The sequence below is a fragment of the Rhodococcus sp. ACS1 genome, assembly GCF_002300155.1.
GTDB classification, from domain to species: Bacteria; Actinomycetota; Actinomycetes; order Mycobacteriales; family Mycobacteriaceae; genus Rhodococcus_F; species Rhodococcus_F koreensis.
In genome coordinates this window covers 58554-82310 of sequence record NZ_NSDZ01000013.1, presented here as the reverse complement: position 1 = coordinate 82310, position 23757 = coordinate 58554, and the positions used below count along the sequence as shown (strand labels likewise).

Annotated in this window: 18 protein-coding genes; 10 read left to right on the top strand and 8 right to left on the bottom strand. The window is 64.0% G+C overall.

The genetic code is table 11. The annotated features are described in order from the left end of the window. Positions 1-130: 130 nt before the first annotated feature. Genes CJ179_RS46685 through CJ179_RS46675 form a run of 3 tightly spaced genes read right to left on the bottom strand, consistent with a single transcriptional unit; the run spans position 131 to position 2349 of the window. Positions 131-967, bottom strand: a complete 837-nt coding sequence (locus tag CJ179_RS46685; protein WP_025433364.1) for a fumarylacetoacetate hydrolase family protein — start codon at positions 965-967, stop codon at positions 131-133. After that, positions 964-1431, bottom strand: a complete 468-nt coding sequence (locus CJ179_RS46680) for a MaoC family dehydratase (protein ID WP_095865988.1) — start codon at positions 1429-1431, stop codon at positions 964-966. Before CJ179_RS46680 ends, CJ179_RS46685 begins: the two co-directional genes overlap by 4 nt. Before the next feature lie 27 nt (positions 1432-1458). Then, complete coding sequence (locus CJ179_RS46675) at positions 1459-2349, bottom strand: CoA ester lyase (protein WP_095865987.1); 891 nt, start codon at positions 2347-2349, stop codon at positions 1459-1461. 282 nt (positions 2350-2631) lie between these two features. Between CJ179_RS46675 and CJ179_RS46670 the strand changes: the two genes are divergently transcribed. Together CJ179_RS46670 and CJ179_RS46665 are read left to right on the top strand one after the other, a co-directional pair. Then, a complete protein-coding gene (locus CJ179_RS46670; RefSeq protein ID WP_025433362.1) occupies positions 2632-3129 on the top strand; it encodes a MaoC/PaaZ C-terminal domain-containing protein in 498 nt (165 codons plus the stop codon). A 105-nt stretch (positions 3130-3234) separates the two neighbouring features. Beyond that, complete coding sequence (locus CJ179_RS46665; RefSeq protein WP_095865986.1) at positions 3235-3681, top strand: cupin domain-containing protein; 447 nt, start codon at positions 3235-3237, stop codon at positions 3679-3681. Between the two features lie 166 nt (positions 3682-3847). Here CJ179_RS46665 and CJ179_RS53880 read toward each other — a convergent pair whose 3' ends face one another. After that, entirely contained in the window at positions 3848-4231 is a 384-nt protein-coding gene (locus CJ179_RS53880) for a helix-turn-helix transcriptional regulator (RefSeq protein WP_306454278.1), read from the bottom strand. Between the two features lie 341 nt (positions 4232-4572). On the opposite strand from CJ179_RS53880, the gene CJ179_RS46655 reads away from it, so the two are divergent. Continuing rightward, positions 4573-6768 carry a LuxR C-terminal-related transcriptional regulator gene (locus CJ179_RS46655; protein WP_257016242.1) on the top strand — a complete coding sequence of 732 codons (2196 nt, stop codon included), beginning with the start codon at positions 4573-4575 and terminating at the stop codon, positions 6766-6768. A gap of 261 nt (positions 6769-7029) precedes the next feature. On the opposite strand, the gene CJ179_RS46650 is transcribed toward CJ179_RS46655, so the two are convergent. Continuing rightward, complete coding sequence (locus tag CJ179_RS46650) at positions 7030-8103, bottom strand: alkene reductase (RefSeq protein ID WP_095865983.1); 1074 nt, start codon at positions 8101-8103, stop codon at positions 7030-7032. Between the two features lie 787 nt (positions 8104-8890). Here CJ179_RS46650 and CJ179_RS46645 point away from each other — a divergent pair. From CJ179_RS46645 to CJ179_RS46615, 7 genes are all read left to right on the top strand, one after another. Beyond that, the gene (locus CJ179_RS46645; protein ID WP_257016241.1) at positions 8891-9418 is read left to right on the top strand and encodes a nuclear transport factor 2 family protein; all 528 of its coding nucleotides are present in this window, start codon (positions 8891-8893) and stop codon (positions 9416-9418) included. A gap of 225 nt (positions 9419-9643) precedes the next feature. Then, positions 9644-10774, top strand: a complete 1131-nt coding sequence (locus tag CJ179_RS46640; RefSeq protein ID WP_257016240.1) for a sugar ABC transporter substrate-binding protein — start codon at positions 9644-9646, stop codon at positions 10772-10774. Positions 10775-10839: 65 nt separating this feature from the next. Next, positions 10840-12363, top strand: coding sequence for a sugar ABC transporter ATP-binding protein (locus tag CJ179_RS46635; RefSeq protein WP_257016239.1), 1524 nt, complete (start codon positions 10840-10842; stop codon positions 12361-12363). After that, on the top strand, positions 12360-13361 hold the full coding sequence (locus CJ179_RS46630; RefSeq protein WP_095865980.1) for an ABC transporter permease: 1002 nt from the start codon (positions 12360-12362) through the stop codon (positions 13359-13361). Before CJ179_RS46635 ends, CJ179_RS46630 begins: the two co-directional genes overlap by 4 nt. 50 nt (positions 13362-13411) lie before the next feature. After that, a complete protein-coding gene (locus CJ179_RS46625; protein WP_226955567.1) occupies positions 13412-14389 on the top strand; it encodes an ABC transporter permease in 978 nt (325 codons plus the stop codon). A 73-nt stretch (positions 14390-14462) separates the two neighbouring features. Continuing rightward, entirely contained in the window at positions 14463-15245 is a 783-nt protein-coding gene (locus CJ179_RS46620) for an SDR family NAD(P)-dependent oxidoreductase (protein ID WP_025433357.1), read from the top strand. 249 nt (positions 15246-15494) lie between these two features. Further along, complete coding sequence (locus tag CJ179_RS46615) at positions 15495-16724, top strand: MFS transporter (protein WP_257016238.1); 1230 nt, start codon at positions 15495-15497, stop codon at positions 16722-16724. A gap of 261 nt (positions 16725-16985) precedes the next feature. Here CJ179_RS46615 and CJ179_RS46610 read toward each other — a convergent pair whose 3' ends face one another. The 3 genes from CJ179_RS46610 to CJ179_RS46600 all read right to left on the bottom strand — a co-directional run bounded on the left by CJ179_RS46610 (position 16986) and on the right by CJ179_RS46600 (position 23715). After that, a complete protein-coding gene (locus CJ179_RS46610; RefSeq protein WP_095865979.1) occupies positions 16986-20486 on the bottom strand; it encodes a serine/threonine-protein kinase in 3501 nt (1166 codons plus the stop codon). A 991-nt stretch (positions 20487-21477) separates the two neighbouring features. Then, the gene (locus CJ179_RS46605) at positions 21478-22494 is read right to left on the bottom strand and encodes an LLM class flavin-dependent oxidoreductase (protein ID WP_095865978.1); all 1017 of its coding nucleotides are present in this window, start codon (positions 22492-22494) and stop codon (positions 21478-21480) included. Between the two features lie 297 nt (positions 22495-22791). Then, on the bottom strand, positions 22792-23715 hold the full coding sequence (locus CJ179_RS46600; protein WP_095865977.1) for a nuclear transport factor 2 family protein: 924 nt from the start codon (positions 23713-23715) through the stop codon (positions 22792-22794). Positions 23716-23757: the final 42 nt, after the last annotated feature.

Below are 23757 nucleotides of genomic sequence, written 5' to 3'. Positions count from 1 at the left end.
CAACGTGCGCGATCTGTGCAGCAGGGATCGGAGGACGCGAGGGGAGCACGGCCACTAGCCCTCCCGGTCCGTGGCGGACTGGGAGGGCTAGTGGCCGTGTCGTATTCGATTGTGGAGTGCAGAGCGGCTGTCAGCCGATCGCGACCGGAGCGGCAACGCGCACAGTGTTGTGCAGTGTGCCCAGGCCGGTGATCTCCGTGGTGAGCGCCTGGCCGTCGGACAGATGTGTTCCGGTCGGGTGGCCCACCCCGCCGGGAGTTCCGGTCAAGATCACGTCCCCGGCCTGCAGGGTGACGATGTGGGAGATGTACTCGATCAACCGGGCGGGGGTGAACACCAGGTCGCCGGTCGAGTCCGACTGGACGGCGGCGCCGTCGACGTGGGTGGTCAGTGGGGCGCCGAGCGAAAACTCGTCCGGGGTCACCAGCATTGGACCGAGCGGACAGGTTCCTTCGAAGGTTTTGCCCTGCAGCCACTGCTGCGTTCGATACTGGTAGTCGCGCATGGTGACATCGTTCGCGACCGCGAAGCCGGCGATGTACTCGCCGGCGTCGTCGGCCAGTACCGTTCTCGCCGTCTTGCCGATGACGACGGCGAGCTCCCCCTCCCAGTCGACCTGTTGATCGGCGTAGGCCGGGACGTGGATGTCGTCGTAGGCGCCGATGAGTGCTTCGGGGAACTTGGCGAACAAGGTCGGGTAGCGGGGGAGTTCGCGTCCCATCTCCTCGATGTGATTCGCATAGTTCAGGCCCACGCACACGATCTTCGTCGGATGCGGAACCACGGGCGCGTACTCGACGGCGCCGAGGTCGACGACCTGCCCGGCTGCCTCGGTGGCGATGCGCTGCCAGTGCGGGTCGCGCAGCAGATCCGAGAGGCTGGGATAGGGCTCGATCAGCACCGCGGTTTCGCCGTCGATCCGTGCGGCGGAGGTCGATCCGTTCAGGCGCAGCGTGGCCAGCCTCATGAGACAGCGACCTCGGCGGGCTTCTTGAGCATCAGGCCGGACCGCTGCACGCGGCAAACCAACTTGTCCTTCTGGTTGAAGCCGCGGTGCTCAAACCGGACGATGCCGGTGTCCGGGCGCGACTTCGACTCACGTCGCGACAGGATCTGGGTCTCGACCCGAAGGGTGTCACCGATCAGCACCGGTGCCGGGAAGGCGATCTCCTCGAATCCGAGATTGCCCAGGGTGGTTCCGAGGGTGGTTTCCTGCACCGGGATGCCGACCACGACGCCGAGGGTGAAGACGCTATTGACGATACGCTCGCCGTACATGCTGTTCTTGGCGAACTCGGCGTCGAGATGCAGGGGCTGGACGTTCAAGGTGAGCGTCGTGAACAGCAGATTGTCGGTCTCGGTGACAGTTCTGGTCACCGCGTGCTTGATGGTGAGCTCGGGCTCGAGTTCTTCGAAGTACAGTCCACTCATTGTCGGTTCCTTACGAGGTTGTTGCGGTTAATGCGAACTGATGGATTCGGCGAGGGCGACCACGCCGCGGGCGGTCTTGACGTGCGCGATATCGACGTGTTCGCCCTCGAAGAGGGCGGCGGCCTGCCCGTTCGCCTGGGCCTGCTCGAAGGCCTCGATCATGCGGCGGAAGCGGTCGACGACCTTCGGGTCCGGGGCGTAGACGTCGTTGACCGTCTCGATGTGCGAGGGGTGGATGAGGACCTGGCCGGTAAAGCCGAGCCGACGGTTGCCCTCGGCGAATCGGCGCAGCCCGTCCAGGTCGGCGATCTCCTGCCACAGCCCCACGATGGGGTGGGCCAATCCGGCGGCGCGGCAGGCGAGCACGGCCTTGCTGCGGTAATGCAAGGTCTCGAGGCCCTCGGCGGTCCACTCGAAACCGACCTCGCGCGAGACGTCGGCATCGCGGGCGGCGGCGACCATCAGCGATGCGACCCGCGGATGCGCGGCGGCGATCGCCTCGCAGTTCACCAGCGACTTCGCGGTCTCGAGGGTGGGGATCACCTCGACGCTGCCCCGGATCAGGGCGGCCTCGATCTCGAAGTGCTCGAGCAACGCAGCGAAGTCGAGGACCTCACGGGCTCCGTACACCTTCGGCAACAGCAACCCGTCGAGTCCTGCGCGCACCACAGCCGCGAGATCTCGGCCGAAATGGTCCGTGTCGAGTGGGTTCGGGCGCACCAGCACCGTCACCTCGGGGTGCTCGCGTCGCAGGGTGTCGATCGTCTCGGCTGCCAGCGCACGGGCATCGGCTTTACTCGGCTCGGGGACCGAATCCTCGAGATCGAGGATCACGGCGTCGGCGCCGGCACGCACTGCCTTCTGCGCCCAGCCCTCACGATGGGCTGGCACGAACTGGAGGGAACGTAGGGGTCGCATTACTTCCTCACTCGATAGGGCACCGCCGGTGCGGGGACGTCACTGATTCCCCACACGGTCCCGGGTGATACCGCCGATCGCCGGACCGGCCATCCGGAGAAATCCGCGCCCACCGCGAAGGAGGCGCGGGACCTTGTGGTGTGCGGCATCGCGTCACATCCAGACATCGTGGTGCAGGCTTTGACCAAATGATTGACCAGCGGGTTGGCGGCCCGTACTGTTAAACGAACAATCGCTCGTACGTTAACACGGCCGGCGGCGCCGGCGCTATGAGGAGTTTCGATGACAATCAACGACGTCAGCACTGCCGCCCGAGTGATCGGGCAGCCTGATCGCTGGTGGGAGGACCTCGACCTCGGGGACGTGCTCCGCGGGCCCGGCATGACTGTCACCGACGCGCACCTGGTGCACTGGGCAGGGCTGACCTGCGACATCGTCTCGCTGCACCTCGACGAGGAGTATGCCGCCGGCACCCAGTTCGGACAGCGGATCGCGCACGGGCCGTTCACGCTGTCGCTCGCCCTGGGACTGACGACGCAGACCGGATACTTCAACAATGTCGTCGCCTGGCTCGGCCTCGACGAGGTGCGCGCTGTGCGTCCGGTGCTCATCGGCGACACCCTGCATCCTGAAGCCGAACTCATTGCCTCCCGCCCCACCAAGAAGCCCGACCAGGGCATCTGGTCTTTCGCCTACAGCGCGCTCAATCAGCGGGGTGAAGCCGTGATGACCTTCCGGAGCAGCTTCATGATCCGCCGACGTCCCGAGGCGCTTTGCTGACGACATGCAGGTGACGGATTGCGACCCTCGCGCACTCTTGTGTGATCACGGGCGCACTCGTACGCTGCGTTGCAAGCGAACGTTTGTTCTTGAAAGGAATTCAGCATGGCCGAACATGACAAGCCGGTAGTCACTCGTCAAGGAGAGGAAGCGGAGAATACGGGCCAATCGGGTGGCGCGGTGCGTGTGTCCGGAGTCAGTGTCCAGCACACGCCGGCGACGAAGATTTGGTTCGGGAAGGTCTTCAACGAGCCGGGATATCGGTCACTGCCGCATCATCACGGTGAGGCCGAGACCGGCGGGTATGTTCTCACCGGCAAGGCGCGAATCTACTTCGGCGAGAACTTCAGCGAGTACATCGACATGTCGGAAGGGGACTTCGTCTTCGTCCCGCCCTTCATGCCGCACGTCGAAGCCAACATGAGCACCACCGAGGAACTCATCTGGCTCACCACCCGCACGCCCGAGAACATCGTCGTCAATCTGCCCGAGGTAGACGACAGCACTCTCGCCGGATACGTCCGTGTCGGAACCCATGCCGAGGCGCACTGACTTTCCCGCCACCGCTTCATCGCAGGAGATCCTCTCCTGCGGCTCGATAGTTTCCATCCACGGAAGTCCTCCGGCCGAATCACGGCCGGAGGACTTCCGTGTGTCGGGCGGCGGAACGCATATCGGCTGTTCGGTGCGCCGAGACGGGGCGAATCGGGGGAGAGGTTCAGCGCGCGCCGATTCCGGTTGTCATTCTCGCCACCGCCGCGGTGCGATTGTTCACCGACATCTTGCGTAGAATATTGCTGACGTGGAACCGGACCGTATTCCTCGAAATGTACAGGTCACGACCAATTTCGGCGTTCGACGCACCATCGGCCATCATTCCCAGAATCTCGTGCTCGCGACCGGTCAGCGGCTCATCGTGATCGGAAGGGCGCGCGGTATCGCCGCGGGCCGGGAGTCCGGTGTGAACACACGAATCGGCGCGGCCGCCGGAGAGCAGGACCCTCTCCAGCGCCGATGCGGCACGAAGGCGTGCCGCCCGGTCATCCACGTGCTGAGAGTGAAGCAAGTCGAGGATCAGACTCAGCTCGGCATACATCGTCATCGATTCCGCAACCTCCGGGTCCAACCGAGCCATGGACGCTCCGACGCGGATTTCGAGACCTGCTGAAACTCGGCCTGAAATGGTTGGCCGACAGGGAGATCCTTGTCATCCGCCGGGTAGAGTCGTAGGCTAAAGCAAACAAACACTCGTAAGCTTAAGCGAGTGTCGGGTACCGAAGCAACTCCACTGAAAGAAGCGGTTCCATGTCGCTTGCCATTGGGGATCGAACAGTGCACCTCCCGCTCGAGTTAACCAGCTTTGTCGGGAGGCGCACCGAACTCGCTGACGCCAAACGACTCCTCGGTACTCACCGGTTGGTCACCGTGACCGGAATAGGGGGAGTGGGGAAAACACGTCTGGCGTTGCGCGTGGCGGCAGACGTCGCGCACACGTTCACAGGCGGTGTCCGGCTCGTCGAACTCGGCGAGGTGCACGACGCCAGGAAACTGATCGGCACCCTCGCCGAGTCACTGGCACCCGAGATCACAGCGCCCTCTCTCAACGATCTGACCGAACACCTGGCGGCACAACGCGCGCTACTCGTGTTCGACAACTGCGAGCACCTGGTCGACGACGTTGCGGTAGTGGTCGGCAAACTGCTTCGGGTCTGCCCGGATCTGCGCATCCTGGCCACCAGTCGGGAATGTCTGGGCATCGGCGGCGAAGCCACCCTGGCGCTGCGACCGTTGGCGACCCCCGACTGCCACTGCCCGAGTTCACCGAGCGGGCTCCCCAGCTACGAGGCGGTCGCCCTGTTCGCCGATCGGGCCAGCGCCGCCGTGCCCGGGTTCGGGATCACCGAGGACAATCAGTTCGCCGTCGTGAAGATTTGCCAGCGTCTCGAGGGGCTTCCCCTACCCATCGAGCTAGCGGCTCGGCGGCTGCGGGCCTTGTCCGCACAGCAGATCCTCGAACACCTCGACGACCCGTGCTGTTTCCTCACCCTCGGCAGCCGGGGAGCGCCCGCCCGCCAGCAGAGCCTGCGCTCGAGCCTGGACTGGAGTTACGACCTGTGCTCCGCGGCCGAGCGATGTCTGTGGGAGGTGCTGTCGATATTCGAAGACGGATTCGACCTCGACGCCGCCGAAGCAGTATGCGCCGGCTACGCCACCTCAGGCGAGTTACTCGACGTGTTGACCTCGCTGATCAACAAGTCGATCATCACCCCCGAACAGACCCGCGGTCTAGTGCGATATCGCATGCTCGCGACGGTGCGCCACTACGGCCTCGACAAGCTGCGGGCAACCGACCGGCACACGACCGTCCTCCACAGGTATCGAGACTGGTTCATCAAACTCGCCCTCCACGCGGACGCCTGTTGGCTAGGCTCTCGGCAGGTCGAACTCATCGATCGCCTCGACCGAGAACGGGCCAACCTCTATGCCGTGATGTCGGCCTGCCTCGACGAGCCGCGCGACGCACCGTGCGGACTTCGCATCGCGATCGCTCTCCGGCGTTTTTGGGTGACACGCGGTCTCCTCGACGAGGGCCGACACTGGCTGAGCCACGCCCGGGCCCACCAACTCCCGGGACGCTCATTCGCACAGGTCGCCGCGCTGTGCGCCGAAAGCACACTGGCCGGCTTACAGGGGCGATCTCGTGAGGCCTTCGATCTGCTCGCCGAGGCGCGTCGATTCGCCGCCCTGAACTTGGATCCGGGCGTAGGGCAACTAGTTCTACGTGCGGAAGCCGAAGTGTCGCTCGTGACTGACGATGCCACGACGGCGGCCGCGCTCTTTGAAATCACGCTCGAGGCGATTGATGCGTCCGGGGACGACACCGCACGCTTGGAAGCACTGACCGGACTCGGTCGCGCTCTCGGTCACAACGGCGACCTCGAGAGCGCAGCCACTTACCTCCAAGAAGCCCTCGTAATCTCCGACGCACACGGCGAATCGGTGAACCGGGCCGTTGCTCATACGGCCCTCGCTGCTATCTCCGAGACGGGTGCACCCACACGGGCAGCTCATCACCTCGAAGTTGCTCTACATCTGACACGACAGCTGCGAAGTCCTGTCCTTGCAGCCGACCTCCTACATATCGCCGCGACCCTCACCGCCGACCGCCACGCCGAACGCGCCGCTGTGTTGTTCGAAGCCGCAGCTGCATGGCAACACCGTGTCGGCCGCATCCCCACCGGCGCACCGGCAAACCTCGAGGATGTGCGCGCACGGACCACGCTGAGACTCGGCGAGCGGGAGCAATCCCAAGCGCAGCAGCGAGGGCGACGCTTTAGCCTCGACCAGGCCGTGGCGTACGCACTCGGTGAACAACCCGACCAAGATGAGCGCTGCACCCGATCCGGTGATCGATTGACCCCACGTGAGTGGCAGGTCGCCCAGCTGATCAGGCAGGGGTCGACCAACAAGGCGATCGCCGAGACTCTGGTCATTTCGCAGCGCACAGCCCAAGGCCACGTCGAGCGGATACTCAACAAGCTCGGATTCACCTCCCGCGTCCACGTTGCCGCCTGGCTGACAGAGCGCGACGCCGTCGACCCCGAGGCTGTCTTGGAAGTCGGCTGGCACGGGCGGTGACCCAATCACGTGGATGTTCGTCAGGTGAACGATGAGCTTTCGAGCCACAACAACGCGGGGCGGCGGGGTTTTGAGGGCCTATGGGGTCATGGAATCGCGCACACCGGCAGGCAACTCGAACGCACGCGCCCTCCGGCATCGCCCATTGGAGGCCCAACATGCCCGCCGACAGCATCTGCGGCGGAGCAACTCCATTGGTAGCTCAACACAGCACCCCATGCCGGGCCGGAATAACTCCGGCCCGGCCACGCCCAATCAGTGTCAGCTGACGGCGCTGTCCGACCACTCCGGGTAGTCGATGTAGCCCTTGTCCCCGCCCGAGTAAAAGGTGTCGAGATCGGGCATGGTCAGGTCGAGGCCATCGCGCAGGCGACGTACCAAGTCCGGATTGGAGATGAAGTACCGGCCGAATGCGATCAGGTCGCCGCCGCGCGCCAACCACCGGTCGGCATTCGCCCTGTCGACGAAGTCTGCACTTCCGACAATCGCAGGGTTCACGATCAGCGGACCAGTCCAGATCTCCCGGATGCGGTCGTTGATATCGTCCGATGCAGTCTCGAGGATGTGAAGGTACGCCAACCCCAGCGGATTCAATGCGTTGAGAAGCGTGGTGTAGAGGCCCTCGGGATCGCTCTCGTTCATGTCGTGGAACTTCCCGCCGGGTGAGAACCTGATCCCCACTCGGTCGGCGCCGATGGCGGCGCTGACGGCGGTAGCGACCTCGACCGCGAAGCGTGCCCGGTTCTCATGCGACCCGCCGTACTGGTCGGTGCGATGATTGCTGTTGTCCGACAGGAACTGCTGGATCAGGTAGCCGTTGGCGCCGTGGATCTCGACACCGTCGAAGCCGGCGGCGATCGCGCGCTCGGCCGCCGCGACAAACACGTTGACCTGCTCTCGAATCTGCTCGACGGTCATCTCGACGGGCGTGACGAACGCGAGCCGACCACCGGAGTTGAAGATCGTGCCCTGGGCGGCGATGGGCGAGGCTCCGAGCGGCTGCATTCCGTTGATCTCCGGGTGCCCCACGCGGCCGCCGTGCATGAGCTGGGCGAAGATCCGGCCGCCGGCATCGTGAACAGACTGGGTGATCGGGCGCCAGGCCGCCTCCTGCTCATCGTTGTAGAGACCGGGAATATTCGGCTCGGACTGTCCCTGCTTCGACGGCGAAATGCCCTCGCTCACGATGAGCCCTGCGCTGGCGCGTTGCGCGTAGTAGAGCGCGGCACTCTGGGACGGCAGTCCCGTCTCGGAGGCGCGAACCCGCGTCATGGGTGCCATGACGACTCGATTCGACAGCTCGAGTGAACCCAATTTGTATGTCTCGAACAACATGACCTGAGATCTCCTTACTGTGGGGATGTTTGTCCGCCGGCTATCGCTTGGCTTGCATCAGTACTAAGCACTGCCATTTGCACGGTTGGTTGTCGACCGCGCTTTCGGTGTCTGGTGCGCGTGAATTTGGTGGTGCCGTCGTCGGCCGAGCCCAAGAGCGCAGTCTCGTTGGCGCAGCGAGGCCCGAGGTTGCGACGAAAGAGCCCTGTCCGGGACTCATCGAACGGTGTCGTAGGACGAATCGTCGGATCCGGTAATGCTCAGGTGGGGTTGGTGTCTCGCATGATGTCTTGGTTGACCCGCGTGCGATCGATGATTGGTCGAAGTGCCTCTCCCGTGCCGAAAACGTACGGACGTTCGTAAGTATTGGTGGTATCGGTCGATGTGTCAACCCTCACAGGAGGACGCATGGCCGGGTGCGTGTCACAGGCTGTGGCAATCAGGCCTGATGTGGCTGCTCTGGTGTGGGGAGTCGTTCATCTCGAACGGCCGCACTCGCAGTGAGGGCGCGGATGTCCGGCAGTGGAACGGTGCCGGCGGGTGCTTGATCGGTGTGCGCAGTCTCTTGCGCCCCCGCGAACTATGATCTACGTTACATCCAACGAACGAGCGTTTGTAGGCATTATCCCGTTCGTTACATCTACTTGTCGTTCCTGACGCGCCGTTCGAATCGCCGGCCGACCTTCTGGCTGCGCGACGTATCCGCAGCAAAACACGGACGGCCCGCGGCAGATCCAGCTAAGCGCTCCCAATGGACCGGATAGGTATCCCTAGGCGAGGAGGATCCGTGATCGTTTCAGAGTCATCAACTGCGGACACGCGAGAAGTGAAGAGTCGCTATGTTCCAGGCCCTATCGACAAGTTGTGCGCCATCGAGGAGATTCGCCAGCTGAAGTCACGATACTTCCAGGTCGTCGACGAAAAGGACTGGGCAGGCATCGAGGCGCTCTTCACCCCGGACGCACGCGTCGATTTCGGTGGTGAAGGTCAACATCACATCGGACATCACGGGGTGACTGCAGCCGACATCAACCCTGACGATTGGATCGTCAGCGGCGGCAAAGCGACGGCGCGGGTCATCGCGGGTGCAGTCTCCGAGGTCATCTCAGTTCATCAAGGACACGACCCACAAATTGAGCTGATCAGCCCGAATCGCGCTGTGGGGCGCTGGTCGATGTACGACCGTCTGGACTACGGCGACGAGGTCATGCACGGCTACGGTCACTACCACGAGAAGTATGAGCGCGTGGACGGGGAATGGAAGTTCTCCGCGCTTACCTTGACCCGGCTTCGAGTCGTCTGGTCCGACAAATAGGCACGATAATCGGCGCCCTGTCTGACCGGGTGACGATGATCCCCGGACAATCGAGGCCCGCTTCCCCATGGCGATCCGGTCATACCGGCGGCCGGATATTGCTGCTCGAAGTCCGATCCTTCGCGCACATCGCAGGGTCCCCAGGCCGCAGCTCGGCGGGATCGCGTACTCACCCCACCCATCCCACCGGCAGTGCCCCCGGCAAGTCCCCAAACAGGAGTCAACATGTCGAAATTCCCACCTCGCGCAGACCGTCAGCGCAAACGGGCCTACCTCACCGCCGTCGCCGGTTGCACAGCCGCCACACTCCTGCTCACCGCGTGCGGCAACGCTCAAAGCAGCACGTCATCGGCGCCCGACGGCATGCCCTCATCCGGTGAGGTGATGTTCTTCGGTCAGTCCCGCGAGAATCCGTACTTCGGACAGAACGAGGTCGGCGCACGTGAAGTTGCAGAGTCGTACGGCTGGGATGTCTCCTATGTCGAGGCGTCGACGCAGGAAGAACAGGACTCTGCAATCCAGCAGATGCTGGCTCAGGGCGCCAAGCCCGTCGGCGTTGTGCTGAACCCCATTTCCGGAGAAGCGGCAGTAGCGTCCGAACAAGCCATCAAAGCAGCAGGAATTCCGCTCGTCATTCTCAACCAGGTTCCCACCGACGAGCAGGACTCCTTGTTCGACGCGTACGCCGGCGTCAACGACTACGGCAGCGGTCGAACAGCAGCGCAGTTGCTCATCGCTGGCGCCCAAAAGGCCGGCGTCCCCCTCGGCGACGGTCTGATCGTCAACACAGTTGCCGGCCACACGGCCGCCCAGCAACGAGTCGCCGGATTCACCGACGAGTTGAAGCAGAGCTCTCCCTCGTCAGCGGTTCTCAGCGATGTGACATCCGGCGGATTCCTCGAAGCCGAGGGCTACAGCATCGGCTCCCAGGTCATCCCAGCCAACAAGGGAAAATTCACCTGGGTGTACGGCGTCAACGATGCCCTGGCGCTCGGCGCCATCCGCGCAGCCAAAGAGAACGGCATCCTTCCCGGCAAAGACGCGCTCTTCGTCGGAGGCACCTGCATGAACGCCAACACCAATGCTGCGGTAATAAACGGTGAACTCGTCGGCTCGGCGATCCAATCTCCGCTCGTCGAGGGGCAGTCCGCGATCTACGCGCTGGCGGCCTACCTGAACAACGGCTCGGTCCTCGACGGCGATGCAGACCTGTCCGCGGACGCACCGCCGTCGATCGACACCCCGCCGCACAAGCGCAACTTCATGCCCAACACCAAACTCGACGGCACCGCAGCATCGTTCGACAGCACGACCATCTGGGGCAGGCCGGCATCGGAGCTCTGCAACTACAGCTGAACTACCCCCTGCAGATCAGCGGTGTAACTATTCGAGCCTCACAATCAGAGACGGAAGAGCGAACGATGGGTTCTGTCGACAACGGCGCCGCGCCGCCGGTCCTCGAGATGAGAAGCATCAAGAAGTCCTACGGGTCGGTGCACGCCCTTCGCGGAGTGGACTTCAATCTGCGCAGGGGCGAAGTGATGGCGCTCCTCGGCGAAAACGGCGCGGGCAAGAGCACCCTGGTGAAAATTCTCGCAGGCCTCGAATCCGCGGACGAGGGAACGATCCTGATCGACGGCGAACCGACTCAACTCGGCAGTACCCGGCGCTCACGATCTGCCGGTATCGCCGTCGCCGAGCAGGAGCTGAGCGTGATCGGCCCCCTGAGCGCCGCGGAGAATATCTTCCTCGGCGGCGTACCGTTCAAGGGCGCGCGGACCTCCGCGAGGCTCGCGAAGGAAGCGCGCAAGCATCTCGATGCCGTGGGGCTAGAGCACATCGATCCACGCACCCCGGTGGAGACGCTGTCGGTGGCAGAGCGCCAACTCATCGAAATCGGCCGTCTGCTCGCTCGTGATGCAAAGATCCTCATTCTCGACGAACCCACTGCGGCATTGTCGGATAGCGACATCGAACGAGTAAAAAGTACGGTACTGCGGCTCGCGGCCGCCGGGCACAGCATCGTGTACGTGACCCACCGGCTCGGTGAGGTCTTCGAGATCGCCGACCGCATCACCATATTCCGCAGCGGCCGGAGCAACCCTCCCTGCAACGTCAGTGACGTCACCCTCGAGAAGGTCATCGAAACGATGATCGGTCGTCCCCTCGAAGACATGTTCCCGAGACGCGCCCAATCATTCAGAGCTGCCATCCTCGACGTGGCCGGCATCACGACCCGAGAGCTTCCCAATCCCGTGTCGATGCAACTGCACGCAGGGGAGATCATCGGGGTGGCCGGTCAGCTAGGTTCCGGCTCAGGTGCGTTGGTGCGTGCGATTTCGGGTGTGGACGTAGTCGAGTCCGGGTCAATCGTGATCGACGGTGCGCTACTAGCACCGGCGCACACCCTCACCGACGCCATCAAGTCCGGGATTGCGTACTGCTCGAGTGACCGGAAACTGGATGGCATCTTCGCCGACCTGACCGTCTCGACCAACTTGATGGTTCCTGCCATCAAGTCGATCTCGCCGAACGGACTCGTCAGCCGACGCCGGGTCCGGGAACTGACCCACGCGATCGCAGGGCAAGTCGCTCTGAGCCCGACCCGGATGCCCCACAAGACCGGCACTCTCAGCGGTGGAAACCAGCAGAAGGTCGCGTTAGGAAAGTGGCTGGGTATCTCACCGAAAGTGCTACTGGTGCAGGAACCGACCCGCGGCGTGGACATCGGTGCGCGTGCCGAGATTTACCAGCACTTGCGGACGCTCGCCGAGCAGGGCCTGGCGATCGTGTTCGCCTCGTCGGACCTCGAGGAGGTTCACGGCCTCGCCGACACCATCGTCACGATGTTCCGTGGTCGTCTCATTCGCACGGTTCCTGCCACGTCCATCAGCACACATGACGTGCTGCGGGATATCACTCACCCCGAGGAGGCACAGATATGAGCGCGGTCGGCACGACTACGGTCACATCCGCAGATCCGCCCGCGTCGGCAGACGCCCCGGCAGCGAGAAGATATCTCCCGCTGGCGGGGGCCGCCGTGGCGCTGGCTACGGCGATCATCGTCGCGGGGCTGACCAACGAGGCATTCCTCACCACAGCGAACGCGCTGGCCATCCTCAGGTCCGCGGCCCTGACCGGAATCGTTGCCCTCGGTGCCACGTTCATCACCGTCGCCGGCCGATTCTTCTCACTGGCGCTTGGGCAGACAGCGGTATTCGGCGGAGTGACCTTTGCTCTGCTGATGTCACACGGTGCGCCGTTTGCCCTCGCTGTCGTCGCGACGCTGATCGTAACCCTGATACTCGGTGCCGTGCAGGGCGCTTTGGTCTCGATGGGTGCCAACCCGATCGTCACCACCTTGGGGGCCGGGGCACTACTCGCGGGTCTCGCTGGTCTCGCGACTGGCGGTAAGAACGTCCGTATCGAAAGCACCTCGGTTGAGTGGTGGGGGAACGCTCGTCCGCTCGGGGTGCCGACGCAGACCTGGGCGTTCCTGATCCTGATCGTCGTTGCGTGGTTCGTGATGAGCAAGACACGATTCGGGCGGCAAACGGTGGTCACCGGTGCCAACCGGGCCACTGCGCTCAGTTCCGGAATCGCGGTCTGGAAGGTCACGACCGTAGTCTTCGTCGTCGCGAGCGTAGCGGCGGGCATCGTGGGGATATTCGGCGCCGCGCAGTTCAGCCAGGCCCGGATCAGCGAGTTCGGCGGCCTCGACTTCGACGTTGTCGCAGCGATTCTCATCGGTGGCACCGCGATTCAGGGTGGGCAGGGTTCGCCGACTCGAACGGCGCTGGGCGCGGTCTTCATCGCGATGCTTCAAAACTACATGTTGTTGCTGGGCTGGTCCTTCGGAATAAGGACGACCATCATGGGTGCCTTCATCCTGGTTGTTGTGGTGTCCTTCCACCTGGTTCGTGGCAGAGCGGGAGCTAAATGATGCGGTCTCGAATTCTTCACCATGACCTCATACTGCGCATCGCGTTGGCGGTGCTGGTGTTTCTTTTCTTCGCCCTCACCACCGGAGGCTATGCAAGCAGCGGCAACATCTATGCGATCTTGGAATCCTGTGCCCTCGTCGGCATCGTCGCCGCCGGACTCGGTGTCACCATGCTGGCCGGTGAACTCGATCTGTCGGTGGGCTCGATCGCCGCCTGCGCCGGAATCGTCGCAGTCCAGATGTCCGGATCCGGGGTCGTGGTCGCGGTTGCCGCGGCGACTATCGCGGGGGTCGCCTTCGGTGTCGTTCAAGGCGCCCTCATCGCCCGATTGAACATCTCCTCACTGGTGTTCACACTCGGGACTTTCATCGCCTTGCGCGGTGTGGCATACGTACTCTCACACGAGCAGACCGTGACGATGGACCTGTCCAACCTTGCGATCACAACCGCCTTGCGCGAGCGGTTCGTCATCTTCTCCCCGTTCAGTCTGACAATGATTGCCCTCGTGGTGGCGGTCGGGTACGTCCTCCGGTACACCCGCATCGGCCGAGAGATCTACGCAATAGGTGGTGCGCGCAAGGAATCCCGCGCGGCCGGTATCTCACCCTCAAAGCCCCTCGTTCTGGCCTTCGCTCTCTCGGCGGGGCTGGCTGCTCTGGCGGGCTCGCTGGCATCCCTGCGGTCCGGTAGTGCCACTCCAAGTGGACACGAAACGCTGCTTGTCGCCGCCGTCACGGCAGCCTTGATCGGCGGGATCAGCCTGTACGGCGGCCGGGGAAGCATGTCGGGCATCTTCGTCGGCGTTCTGACCCTGCAGTTCCTTCTCTCCGGTCTGACCTTGCACGGCGCCGCATTCTGGGCGGCAAGCCTTGCGACCGGAGCGGTCCTGCTCGTATTTCTGGTCCTGGACATCGCGAACGGATCCTCTCCGATCGGCCAGTCGCTCCGCAGATTCCATATTGCCCGGCGGTCCTCGCGCACACCCCGCACGCAGACGACGGTATCTGCATCCACCCCTGTGCCCTAGCTTCCCGTACCGGGGTCGACCACTACACCTCGAGAATGCTGTCCACTACCGATATATCGAAGGAAGATGACTCATGAGTGAAACCGGCTTCGTCCAGGGCACACGTTTGGCCAACCGTAAGGCGGTCGTCACCGGCGGAGCGTCGGGGATCGGCCGCGCGAGCGCGCTCCGATTCGCGATGGAAGGTGCACGCGTCGTCATCTGGGATCTGAACAAGGAGCGCATCGACGAAACGGTCGAGTTCATTCGGAACTGCGGAGGCGATGCAGCCGGTGTACAGGTCGATATCTCTGACACGGCCAGCGTAGAGGCGGCCGCCGAAGAGTCGATCCGGATCCTCGGTGAAGTCACCGTGATCATGAACAATGCCGGGATCCTCGATGACTACGCCACCGCACTCGAGACGGACGACGCGTTGTGGGACAAAGTGGTCGGAGTAAACCTGAAGGGAATGTTCTTGGTCAGCAGGGCTCTGCTGCCCTCGATGTTGGCCGCCGGGGGCGGAGCGATCGTCAACACCGCCTCCGTCTCAGCGCTCATCGCAGGTGGCGGCGGGATCGCTTACACCACCTCCAAGCATGGGGTTATCGGATTCACCAAGCAAATGGCATTCGACTACGCCCACCAAAACGTGCGGGTCAACGCCATTGCCCCCGGCGCGGTGGAGACCGAAATGACGAAGGACATCCTCAACAATGAAGAGTTGCCTGTGGTCGAGGCACTGCGCAAGGCGCCCGCCGGACGCCACGCCCAACCCTCGGAACTAGCCAACGTAGCGCTCTTCCTGGCCAGCGACGAAGCCAGCTTCGTACACGGAGCGGTATACATGGCAGACGGGGGTTGGACTATTCAGTAGGCGGTGCGGCCGCCTAAGAATCGACTTGGTGGGGACGGCCGCCGCGCCTGATTCAGTCGCCGACACCACGGCCCCACCCTGCGGGGCAACGCAACGAGCCCATACCCATCAACCGGCGTCCGAGTCGGACTTCGGCCCTGCCAGACCGACGATTTCAGGTAGCCGGGGCTCACGTGCGGGCCGTGCCGAGTGCACCGCGTGCGGACGCACAAAGCGATGCCCACCTGCTCATTGTGGAGAGGAGATCCGATGAGCCGCGTCACCGACCTCCCGGCTCACAACGCCAACACTGCAATGCCAGCATGGCTTATGGTGCTGATCACGACGGCCTGCGGCGTGGTCGTCGCCAACCTCTACTACTCGCAGCCACTTCTCGGCGAGATCGGCGCATCCCTCGGGATGTCGCCGCAGACCGCCGGGCTGATCGTCACCTTCACCCAGATCGGTTACGGTCTCGGTCTTCTCCTCGTCGTACCGTTGGGCGATGTGTTCGAGAACCGAGCCCTGATCTCGGTTCTGCTGACGATCGAAGCCCTGGTCCTCGTCGCTGCCGCCATCGGTGGGGCGCCGATCCCGTTCCTGATGATTTCGGGACTGATCGGACTCGCCGCGGTAGCCGTGCAAGTGCTGGTGCCCTTCACTTCGCACTATGCCCCCGAGCATCGGCGCGGCCGCGTCATCGGCACCGTCATGAGTGGACTCACCCTTGGAATCATGCTGGCCAGACCGGTCGCCAGTCTCATCGCGAGTGTTTGGTCCTGGCGAGCCGTCTACACAATGTCCGCGCTCCTCGTCATGGCAATTGCCATCGCAATCCGATGTACGTTGCCCACTCGGCGCCCGGACTACACGGTGAGCTACCGCGCGCTGCTGGGGTCGCTTCCGGGCATCATGCGCGAAACCCCGGTGCTGCGGCGCCGCGCGCTCTACCATGCCTGCCTGTTCGGATCCTTCAGTGTCTTCTGGACAACCGTTCCCCTGCTTCTGACCAGCGAGGCGTTCGGTTTGTCCCAATTGGGACTTGCCGTGTTCGCCCTAGTCGGCGCCGTCGGCGCCGCAGTATCCCCGCTCGCCGGCCGATTAGCCGACCGCGGACTGACCCGACCGTGGACATGTATCGCCATCCTCGCTGTACTTGCTTCCCTGTTAGCTGCCGCATTCGTCCCCACCGGAACCGCCCTCGGCGTCGGCATCCTGGTTGGTGCGGCAATCCTGCTCGACTTCGGCGTCATGACCAACGTGGTCCTGGGGCAACGCGCCATTTACGCCCTCGGCCCTCAGCTGCGCTCCCGCCTCAACGGCCTGTACATGGCCACATTCTTCGCCGGCGGCGCGCTCGGGTCCGCCGTTGGGGGCTTCGTATACGCCCATTGTGGATGGAGAGCCGCCGCACTCACCGGTGTAGTCCTACCCGCCCTCGCCCTCGCGTACTTCCTCACCGATCGGCACTGCGAAATCTACTGTCACAGTGCTCTTTAGGCTACTCAGTGCGCCACGTCAAACGCGGCGCCGCCCTTATGCAGGTCGCGACCATCACGGGTCGGTTTGGTAGGCCAAGCGTGTTGGATGGTATACGTTGCGCCCGATGTACATAACATCGTCGCTGAACAGGTTTGTGGGCGAGTCCATATGAAGGAGACAGGCACCGAACTTCAACATGCCATGTGGCGAGTTCACATTGCGTCGTCTTCGCAAGGATTGCCGTGCTGGCCGGCTGCTGGAACCGAGTGCAGTGACGATTCAGATCCTTTGGGGCGCGTCGGCAGTCGCCAGGTCCGCGAGGAATGTGGCCGGGACTTGCGCCCAATCGCTGCGCCACGTCCCGGCGACCTGATCCTCCCGCAGCGCCGCGATGAGCGAGACGATGTGTGGTCCACCATCGGGAAGGTGACGCATCATGCCCAGCTCGGCGCATTGTGCCGCGATCGCGGTGAGCAGTTCCTTGGCTTCGTCGATACGACCCGAGGCAGACAGACAGGCTATGAGCAACCTTCTGGCCTGCAGCAACAGTCGGTGTGCACCGCGGCCCTCGAGTCGGTTCGTCCACTCCTTTGCCCATGTGCACGCGAGCACGGCCTGGTCCGGTGAATGCTCGTCGAGCAGCAGTCTGATGGCTGTTGCCTCCTCGATCTGTGCCGTCAGTGCCTCGACACCGTCGACCGGTCGACGACGAGAGGAATATTCTGCGGGCCGCGAGACCGGGATGTCGGGACTCAGGGGAAGCCCCAGCCTGATCCGTTCGTTCTCGACGTTGGCGCGCAACCGCGGAAGAGACAGTGTCACAGCGATCCTCGCCCCCTCATCCAGTCGCTTCGCTGCCGTTATTCGGTCGCCCCGCAGGGCCTTGATACGCGCCCCGAGGACATACCGAGGGATCTTGAATTCCACGAGACCGCCCTCGCCCCCAAGCTCGTAGCCTTCGTCGAGCAAGATTTCGGCCTGGTCGATCTCGCCCCGTTCGTACAACAACGCGCCGAGGAGAGAATCGGCCAGGCGCGCGGCCTCTGAGTGCTTGCCACCCAACTTGCTCGCCACACGCACCCCCGCCCGAAAGCTGCTTTCCGCCGCGGCGACATCGAGTTGTTCGTAGGCGGCAAGGCCGGCGAAACAGTGCCCGTGCATCACCAGGTACGGGCCGTTGGTTCGCGCATGAAATGCGGACGCCCATTCCTGCAGTCGGCGCGCTTCGTCGAAATCGAACTGGTATGTCGCGCGATAGGTTGCCATGTTCGCGGCACTCGACACGACCCACGGCCGCAACGTGTCCAGTCGTGGCAGGCATGCCTGGACCAACTCGTCCGCGCCGTCGACTCGGTCCGCGCGGAACCGAATAACACCTCGCATCACAGCCGCCTCGACACGCAGGTCGGCGACCTCGTCGGTGGGGGGAACACGATCGAGCGTTGATTCGACGCGGTCGAGTGCCCGCTGTGCAGGCGCGGCCCGGTGCAGCATGATGTTGGCCCAGGCCACTGCGAGTTGCAACCACGGACGTGACTCCGTCAGCGAGGGAGGGAGTTTCGCAACCATCCCAAGGAGGGTCGTCATGCGCGAGTACTCGATCAGGTGCATGCCATCACGCTCGACGAGCTCGACTGCCCGGACCTGATCCCCAGCCCTGAGCGCGTGATCGACGGCCTCGCCGAGCAGCTCATGATCGGCGAACCAGGTCGATGCCGTGCGGTGAAGTTCGTCGATCCGCTCGGGCTGATCACGCTCGAGTCGTCGTTGCAGGAACTCGGCGAAAACGTGGTTGTACCGGAACCAGACTCCGTCCTCGTCCACCCGTCGCAGGAACAGATCCCGCTCCTCGACTATTTCGAGTAGCGCCTGCCCGCGCGACACGTGCGCCAGCGCGCCCGCGAGGCTGCCGCTGATCCGTTCGGTAACCGACGTCGCCAGCAGAAAATCGAGGATCTCCGGTTCCAACGTGTCGAGCACGTTCTCGGCGAGGAACTCGCCGATGGCGTGATGCCGACCCGACATGTGCCCGATCAGCTCGGTGGGGTCGTCGCGTCCACGCAGTGACAGGTATGCCAATTGCAACGCCGCCACCCACCCGTCGGTCGAGTTCCGCAGGTCCGCGACATCCTCCTGCTCCAGCTCCAGTCCGCCCAGGTCGACCAGGAAGGATCGTGCCTCATTGTCATCGAAACGTAGTGCGGTGTAATCGATTTCGACAAGCTCATCGCGCACGCGCATTCTACTCATCGGAAGGCCGGCCCGGGTGCGGCTTGCCACGACGACCTGGATGTGGTGGCAGCCGTTGTCGAGCAGGAATCCCATGGCTTCGCGTGTCCCGGCGTCTGTGACCCGGTGCCAGTCGTCGATCACGATCGCCACCCGCTCGCCGCGGGCGTGAATCTCGTTGATCAGCGACGACAGGACGTATTGCTCGGCCTCGTCGCCGTGCTCGTCGAGCGCCTGCCCGAGGTCGCGCGCCAAGGCCGGGCGGACCCGCCGGATCGCCTCGACCAGATGCGAGAGAAACCACACCATGTTGTTGTCATCGTGATCGACCGTCAGCCACGCGACCGCCGCACCCTCCTCGGTCAGTACTTCACCCCATTGAGCGGCGAGGGTGCTCTTGCCGAATCCGGCAGGAGCGTGAATGACCGTCAACCGGCGCCGCTCTCCGGCGCGTAGGAAGTCGATCAGATGTCTACGTTCGACCAGTTGCCGGGTCGGCGTGGGCGGGCGGAATCGGGTGGAGGGGGCGGGCGGCGTCCCTGGCGTCGCTGCATCGTTCCGGCCGCCCGTCGTCATTGGGCCGGACCTGCCCGACGCAGTCCTGGTCGAGGCGCCGCGGCGGTATTCATCGGGGGTCTGCGTGCCGAGGTCGGCGGGTAGGGCCATCTCGTCGGCGGGCAGGCTGTTCCGGAGTTGGGCTTCGCGCAAGTCCTCCCCGAATTCGACGGCGGTCGCAGGACGACTGGCCGGCTCCCGGGACATCGCTCGTTCGATCGCGGCACATACGTCGTCGGGGATGTCCTCCCCACGCAGTTCCGGGACCGGGTGGGAGGTGATCCGCAGGAATTGGGCCACCACCTGCTCGCCGCTGCGGCGCTCGAACGCGGCATGCCCGGTGATCGCGCAAAACAGCGTCGCCCCGAGGCCGTACACGTCCGATGCCGGGGTGGGGGGCTGGCCTTTGAGCACCTCGGGTGCGGTGAACGCCGGTGAGCCGACCACTGCGCGCGTCGAGGTCTCGAAGCCACCCGCGATGCGTGCGATTCCGAAATCGGTCAGCTGCGGCTCACCGTAGTCCGTGAGCAGGATGTTCGCGGGCTTGACGTCCCGATGCACGGTGCCGACCCGGTGCGCGGTCTCGAGCGCGCCCGCGACCTTTACTCCGAGTCGAACCGCCTCCTCCCAACCTATCGGCCCCGAGCGGTGGATCCGGGAAGCCAGCGAACCGTGCGCGTGGTAGTGCATCACAATGTACGGCTGCCCGCTGGCCGTGGCACCGACCTGCAAAATGTTGGCGATGTTCGGATGCCCGGACAGCCGGCCCATGGCCCGTTGCTCACGAATGAACCGCTCGAGATTGTCCGGATCCAGATCGGCGCTGAGGACCTTGACCGCGACGATGCGGTCGAGGGATGGCTGTAGGCAGCGGTAGACGACACCAAAGCCACCCCGCCCGATCTCCTGGGCATCGTCGAACCCCGCCACGGCCAACTCCGTGGCGATACCCGAGGTCAAATCACGCTGCGTCGCCAGTGGATCGTATTCGGCCACGGCCGACCTCGATCTCGTGCCTCGGTGTCCACAATCCCTGTGTCATGCAAATCACCTCTCGAGCATCAATGCGAGCATAACCCCAATCCGAACGCTCGAATCGTCGGTAGGTAATCAGTTCGAGCGGCTCGCGTGATCAGCTGAGGTCGTGGTCGACGGTCGGTCGTCCGTTGGGTCAAGATCGAGTAGCGCTCCCAGCTCCCGGATATCTGGTGAGTGCGCCAGCCCAGACGACTCAGCTGTGGCACGGCAGCACGACGAGCAACTGATTGCGGGCGAGTGCCACTCCCAGCCTTGCGGCCGTCGACTGAATTTTCCCGTACCCGCAGTGCAGCAAAGCTTCCGGTCCGCGCGGAACGACCGTCTCGTTGTCGTAGACACGGATCCTCGCGGGAAGACACTACCTCGTCGGTCCCGCGGACCGCGGTGACGCCGTCATCCTCGGTGACGCTGACCAGGGCGGCCGAGCTATTCCCGACCGGAACGCGAGACTCGGGAGCCGTTGTGCCCAATCGCGTTCGGTTGACACTATTGGCGGCATCGCGGGAATCGTATCGTGTGGACCTCCAGCGCTGCATGCGGATTTCCGGGATTATTGGCGTTTCGCGCAACGGTATTCGTATCAATTGTCTGCATCAAGTGCGTCGAATGAGGTATCAGGTGTATCTAGGCGTGCACTCCGATCGTGGGCGTGGGCAAAGGTTGAACGGACTCTCGGACTTGTGGCCACGACAGTAGGATCTGTTCGGGACGCAAAGCTGATGAATCATTTCGACCACTGGTAAACATCGACAGGGTCCAATCTTGCGCGCACTTCGAGAAGCATTTCGTTTGCGAGATGGAGTGGCTTCTCGCAGCTGCCGCCGAAGTCCGGTCTCGGGTGCGCTTCCACCGGACCACGTACGCGAATGTCCCTGTCCAGCGGGCCGTCCATCGCGGCAACTCAGGGTACTGCGTCGAACAGCCCAGGCGGCAGCCCTCGCGCGTGCGGCTACGGTGCCGTCACTGGGTTCCAGAGGCTGGCGATGAGCTCATACGAGCGCATTCGTGCTGCTTGGTCGTAGGTCTCCGACATGAAGATGAGCTCGCGGGCGCCCGTCCGAGCCACGAGCGCTTCGAGTCGGGGACGGACGGTCTCAGGCGTACCGATGTAGGACTGGCTCAGCTGCTCTGCCACTGCTGCGGCTTCGTCCCGGGTCCACAGTCGATGTATGTCGTCCACCGGTGGAGCCAGCGGCTGCATCCGGCCGCGCACCGTTGCGAGGAACCGCTGTTGGACGGAGGTGAACAGCCGGGCCGCCTCTCGGTCGTCATCGGCGAGGACCGCGTTCACGGAGACCATCGCATACGGCTCGGAAAGAGTCTGTGAAGGGCGGAATGTGGAGTGGTAGAGATCCGTCGCTTCCTGCAACCGAGTCGGGGCGAAATGTGCGGCAAAGACGAACGGCAGCCCGAGACGCGCTGCGAAGGCCGCGCTGTAGACACCGGAACCGAGCAGGTAGATGGGTATGTGGGCGCCTTCTCCCGGGATGGCCCGCACCCGGGGTCGTGTGCCGTGGAGGTAGGCGAGGAGTTCGGCGAATTGCGCAGTGAACTCCTGATCCGCCGGTCGTCCGCGACGGATTTCGGCCGCTGTCCACGGGTCCGTTCCCGGTGCGCGCCCCAGCCCGAGATCGAAGCGGCCGGGATGCAGGGCTGTCAGCGTGCCGACCTGCTCGGCCACGACGAGCGGCGCGTAGTTGGACAGATTGAGACTGCCGGTGCCGACCCGAATGGTTCGGGTCCCGGCGGCGACGGCGCCGGCCAGGACGATGTTGGCCGAGCTCGCCATCGGCGCCATGTTGTGGTGCTCGGCAAGCCAGTACCGGTGGAAGCCCAGGAGCTCGGCATGGGCGGCGAGTTCGACGGTGCGGTGCAATGCGTCACCGACAGTGTGGCCGTGACGGATCGGTGCGAGATCGAGAAGCGAGAGTGCCGGACGATCCTGAGGAGCGGAAAGGGTATCCATCGCATGTGCCGTTTCTTATCTATGAGTGGGTAGTGAGTGCGTCAGGGGTGCCGGCGAACCCGGGCCGCCATGTGGAGGGCGAGAGCGGTCGCCCTGCTCACCCGAGAGTCGGCTCCAGCGGTGTGCCCGGACCCGGGGTGCCTGGGACCGGGGACAGAATCCTGGGATGCGGTGCGGCGGCCGCACTCCCGGCCGGTGTTACCACGGCCTCCTACGGCGGGCCGAGGATGCGCTGGTGGGTGCCGTGACGGCTGCACCCAAATCTCGATGTGGCCGTCGAGCCGGGCGACGGGCGGTCTACCGTTCCGTCGCGGTGATCCAGCCGGGTATGTATTCGAAACGCGAGATCTTCCAGGTGTCGTCTTCGAGGCGGAGATCCAACTGATAGTGGGCTCCGTAGAGATCCTGCCCATTCGGTGTAGCCGGCCGCTGAGGGATGATGCGGCCGACCACAAGGTGAGCGGTATTGCGAGCTTCGTCGACCGTGATCTGCAGCGGACGGCCGAAATGTTGCATCCACGGCCACAGGCGACGGAAGGACTTCATCTGTCCGATGACTTCATGGCGTCCCTGAAGGTCACCCATCGGGGGGAACGCCCCGAAGACATCCTCGGTGAAGCAGCCATGCAGGAGCGTGATGTCCCCTTGGTCAATGGCCCACGAATAGCGCGAGTAGAAGTCGGCGACCTGCCGCACGGCATCGTCGGGGTCGAGATCGGGGATGCCGCGGGCCCAGGGCGAGTCCAATTCGCTCACGATGCTGGGCGTCGCGTCGCCGATCTTCCATCCTTCGGGGGAGGGGATGCTCCATTTCGCGAACCGAGCCTCGTCCCCGTCGATCCATGGGATGGACAGCCGCAGGACCTCGAATTGCCAACCGGACTCAGTCCGGACGAGGTCGGCCACGAGTGTCGCGCCGAACGTCGAAGGCGCCGGTTCTGATTGCGGCGTGAAACCGTACAGGTAGGAGGTCAGCACTGCCCGCTCGTCGTCGCCGCCGACGAAGTGGTTCGTGGTGACTATGTCCAGGGGCATGACAGGATCGAAATCGGCGCTGAACAGAGCCGTGATGTCCCTGGCTCCGCGGGCCTCGCCATGCGCACTGGAGTGCAGGACGCTCGAGTCGGCGAAGACGGTAGTCAAGGCGTCCTGGTCGCTGCAGGCCCAACCTGCCACGAAGATGTCCAACGCCGCGAGTGCCCCCTCGGCCGTCGGGGTCATCGGCCTTTGTCCTGATACTGGGTCGAGGCGGCCTCGCTCCGA

What these genes read in the sequence shown, in the direction of transcription:
- CJ179_RS46600 (WP_095865977.1), bottom strand. Translation starts at nt 23,715, where the DNA reads ATGACCCCGACGGCCGAGGGGGCACTCGCGGCGTTGGACATCTTCGTG.
- CJ179_RS46650 (WP_095865983.1), bottom strand. Translation starts at nt 8,103, where the DNA reads ATGTTGTTCGAGACATACAAATTGGGTTCACTCGAGCTGTCGAATCGA.
- CJ179_RS46640 (WP_257016240.1), top strand. Translation starts at nt 9,644, where the DNA reads ATGTCGAAATTCCCACCTCGCGCAGACCGTCAGCGCAAACGGGCCTAC.
- CJ179_RS46605 (WP_095865978.1), bottom strand. Translation starts at nt 22,494, where the DNA reads ATGGATACCCTTTCCGCTCCTCAGGATCGTCCGGCACTCTCGCTTCTC.
- CJ179_RS46615 (WP_257016238.1), top strand. Translation starts at nt 15,495, where the DNA reads ATGAGCCGCGTCACCGACCTCCCGGCTCACAACGCCAACACTGCAATG.
- CJ179_RS46680 (WP_095865988.1), bottom strand. Translation starts at nt 1,431, where the DNA reads ATGAGTGGACTGTACTTCGAAGAACTCGAGCCCGAGCTCACCATCAAG.
- CJ179_RS46670 (WP_025433362.1), top strand. Translation starts at nt 2,632, where the DNA reads ATGACAATCAACGACGTCAGCACTGCCGCCCGAGTGATCGGGCAGCCT.
- CJ179_RS46665 (WP_095865986.1), top strand. Translation starts at nt 3,235, where the DNA reads ATGGCCGAACATGACAAGCCGGTAGTCACTCGTCAAGGAGAGGAAGCG.
- CJ179_RS46620 (WP_025433357.1), top strand. Translation starts at nt 14,463, where the DNA reads ATGAGTGAAACCGGCTTCGTCCAGGGCACACGTTTGGCCAACCGTAAG.
- CJ179_RS46685 (WP_025433364.1), bottom strand. Translation starts at nt 967, where the DNA reads ATGAGGCTGGCCACGCTGCGCCTGAACGGATCGACCTCCGCCGCACGG.
- CJ179_RS46630 (WP_095865980.1), top strand. Translation starts at nt 12,360, where the DNA reads ATGAGCGCGGTCGGCACGACTACGGTCACATCCGCAGATCCGCCCGCG.
- CJ179_RS46635 (WP_257016239.1), top strand. Translation starts at nt 10,840, where the DNA reads ATGGGTTCTGTCGACAACGGCGCCGCGCCGCCGGTCCTCGAGATGAGA.
- CJ179_RS53880 (WP_306454278.1), bottom strand. Translation starts at nt 4,231, where the DNA reads ATGACGATGTATGCCGAGCTGAGTCTGATCCTCGACTTGCTTCACTCT.
- CJ179_RS46675 (WP_095865987.1), bottom strand. Translation starts at nt 2,349, where the DNA reads ATGCGACCCCTACGTTCCCTCCAGTTCGTGCCAGCCCATCGTGAGGGC.